Origin of the sequence: Acrocarpospora sp. B8E8 (assembly GCF_039871605.1) — a bacterium.
Classification (GTDB): domain Bacteria; phylum Actinomycetota; class Actinomycetes; order Streptosporangiales; family Streptosporangiaceae; genus Acrocarpospora; species Acrocarpospora macrocephala.
In genome coordinates, this window is record NZ_JBDPLV010000168.1 from 1 (window position 1) to 2,856 (window position 2,856).

The following is a 2,856-nucleotide window of genomic DNA, read 5'->3' on the forward strand; positions in this document are numbered from 1 at the left end:
TGTCATGCGAATGGGCCGCCAGGCCCGTTGAGTGGGTCTGGCGGCCCTGTTCGGCCGGTTCATGGTCAGGCCTTGTTGAAGATGTTCTTGGCCCAGAGGTAGGAGGCGGCGGCGATGCCGGCGCACCAGGCGGTGGCGGTGGCGCCGCTGCTGCCGATCGGGGTGCCGAGGAGGAGGCCGCGGACGGTTTCCATGACGGGGGTGAAGGGCTGGTATTCGGCGAACCAGCGCAGGATGGTGGGCATGGAGTCGGTGGGGACGAAGCCGCTGCCGAGGAAGGGCAGCAGGATCAGGGGCATGGGGGCGTTGCTGGCGGCCTCGGGGGTCGGGGACTTCATGCCGAGGGCGACCGCGAGCCAGGTGATGGCGACGACGAACAGGGTGAGCAGGCCGGCGGCGGCCAGCCATTCGACGGCGGTGGCGTCGGGGCCGGAAGCCGAGCGCGAAGGCGATGCCGATGACGGCGGCCATGCCGAGGAGCTGCTGGATGACGCTGCCGACGATGTGGCCGGTCAGGACCGAGGCTCGGGAGATCCGCATGGTGCGGAAGCGGGCGATGATGCCTTCGGTCATGTCGGTGGCGACCATGACGGCGGTTCCGGTCGCGGCGGGGGCCACCGCCATGAGCAGGATGCCGGGGACGACGTAGTTGACGTAGGCGTCGCGGCCGCCGCCGCCGAGTCCTTCGCCGAGGGTGCCGCCGAAGACGTAGACGAACACGATCAGGATGATGACGGGAGTGGCGATCAGCTGCACGGTCATGGACGGGTAGCGGAGCAGGCGCTTGAGCTGGCGCCGGATCATGGTGGAGTTGTCGCGCAGGGCGAGGGACAGGGTGCTCATCGGGTGGCCTCGGTTTTCTGCTGGCCGGTGAGGGTGAGGAAGACGTCGTCGAGGTCGGGGGTGTGCAGGCTCATCTCGGCGATGTCGATCGAGTGTTCGTCCAGGAGGGTGAGCAGTTGGCGGATCGCGGGGACGCTGCCGTCGCTGGGCACTTGCAGGGTGAGCGCGTCGGGGTCGGTGATGCCTGCGCCGATGAGGTGTCGCGCGGTGTCGAGCAGGTGCGCATCGGCGAAGGTGAGCTCGATGTGGCCGCCGGGGATGCGCCGCTTGAGTTCTTCGGCGGTGCCTTCGGCGATCAGCCGTCCGTGGTCGAGGAGGGCGATGCGGTCGGCGAGTTCGTCGGCCTCCTCCAGGTATTGGGTGGTGAGGAAGATGGTGACGCCGCTGGTGATGAGTTCACGCACGATCTGCCACATGGAGCGGCGGCTGCGCGGGTCCAGCCCGGTGGTGGGCTCGTCCAGGAAGATCAGGCGAGGGTCGCCGACCAGCGTCATCGCCAGGTCGAGGCGGCGCTGCATACCGCCGGAGTAGGTGCTGGCCGGTTTGCGCGCCGCGTCGACCAGGTCGAACCGGTCGAGCAGTTCGGCGGTCTTGTGCTTGCCGTCTCTGCGGGACAGGTGCTTGAGGTCGGCCATGAGGAGCAGGTTCTCCTCGCCGGTGAGCAGCTTGTCGAGGGCGGAGTACTGCCCGGTGACGCCGATCGCGCCGCGTACGTCGTCCGGCTTGCGGGCCAGGTCGAATCCGGCGACCTGGACTGTGCCGCCGTCGGCGGGGATGAGGGTGGAGAGGATCTGGACGGTGGTGGTCTTGCCGGCGCCGTTCGGGCCGAGCAGGGAGAAGATCGTTCCTACGGGGACGGCCAGGTCGACGCCGTCGAGTACGACCTTGTCGCCGTAGGACTTGCGCAGGCCGTTCGCCGCGATGGCCAGGTTCGTCATGTTGGTGCTCCTTTAGAGGCTGCGGGTCAGAGGCTGCGGGTCAGAGGCTGCGGGTCAGAGGCTGCGGGCGGTGATGTCGCCGTAGGCGGTGGTCGCGTGGATGTCGAGCTCGGCGGTGCCGTCGTTCTTGAGCGCGTTGTGGGTCCGGCCGTAGCCGGTGCCGGCGTCCAGCGCGGCCGAGACGCCCGGCGCCACGGAGACCTCGATGTCGCCCATGTCGGTGCGCAGGGCGACCCGGCCGCGTACGGCTTCGGCGACGCGGATGTCGCCCTTGGCGGTGCTGATCTCCGCGGGGCCGGTGAGGCGGCCGACCAGGACGTCACCGGCGACGGCGGTGATGCGGGCGCTCGCGGCCTCGTCGACCTTGATCTGGTCGTACGCGCCCTCGAAGGTCACCTCGCCCAGCCGTCCGACGGCCCGGAACTCGGTGGCGGCGGCCTTGGCCTCGACCTGGGAACCGGCGGGCAGCTGGACCGTTACCTCGATGGCTCCGCAGGCGCCGAAAAGCTGGTTCTGCACGGGCACCTTGATCCGCAGGACGCCGTCGCCGTATTCGACCTTGGTCTGCTTCGCGGTCTGTACGTCGCGGCTTTTGGCGGCGTCGGCGGGGTGGATCTCGACCGTGGTGTCGGTCCGGTCGGCGGCGATGAACTGCACCCGCCCGGCGGGGATGTCCAGGACGGCGGAGATCGGGGCGGGGGTGTCGAACTTCTGCATCATGCTCTCCCAGTGCTGTGTCGTTCCGCGTGTTTCGAGCACTGGAAAAGCTACGTTGCCTTCATGAATCCTTTAACTACTTCATTGCGCTAAGACCGGGTCATCGCAGCTAGATGGCCTTAAATTGTTGCAACGGTCTATCGGTTAATGCAACATCTGAAGTCGCAGTTGTTGCAATGGGCGCGTGTGGACGCTATGCTCGGGGCATCACGTGGCGCGAAGGAGAACGCGATGCCAGGGGGCAGGCTCACCCAGCAGGAACGCCAGCAGATCGCCTTGGGGCTGGGAGACGGGCTCGCCTACGCGGAGATCGCCAGACGCCTCGACCGTCCGACCTCGACGGTCACGCGTGAAGTGA

Annotated in this window: 3 protein-coding genes and 1 pseudogene; 1 reads left to right on the forward strand and 3 read right to left on the reverse strand. The window is 68.0% G+C overall.

Features of this window, described 5'->3' with window-relative positions:
* Positions 1 to 65: 65 nt before the first annotated feature.
* From ABGB08_RS54290 to ABGB08_RS54300, 3 genes and pseudogenes are all read right to left on the reverse strand, one after another.
* Positions 66 to 843 (reverse strand): annotated as a pseudogene (locus ABGB08_RS54290) (ABC transporter permease).
* Entirely contained in the window at positions 840 to 1,781 is a 942-nt protein-coding gene (locus ABGB08_RS54295) for an ATP-binding cassette domain-containing protein (RefSeq protein WP_347608359.1), read from the reverse strand. Before ABGB08_RS54295 ends, ABGB08_RS54290 begins: the two are co-directional and overlap by 4 nt.
* A 54-nt stretch (positions 1,782 to 1,835) precedes the next feature.
* A complete protein-coding gene (locus ABGB08_RS54300; protein WP_347608362.1) occupies positions 1,836 to 2,498 on the reverse strand; it encodes a DUF4097 family beta strand repeat-containing protein in 663 nt (220 codons plus the stop codon).
* Between the two features lie 231 nt (positions 2,499 to 2,729).
* On the opposite strand from ABGB08_RS54300, the gene ABGB08_RS54305 reads away from it, so the two are divergent.
* Positions 2,730 to 2,856, forward strand: a 127-nt coding sequence (locus tag ABGB08_RS54305) for a helix-turn-helix domain-containing protein (RefSeq protein ID WP_347608365.1), incomplete at its 3' end; no start/stop codon positions are given.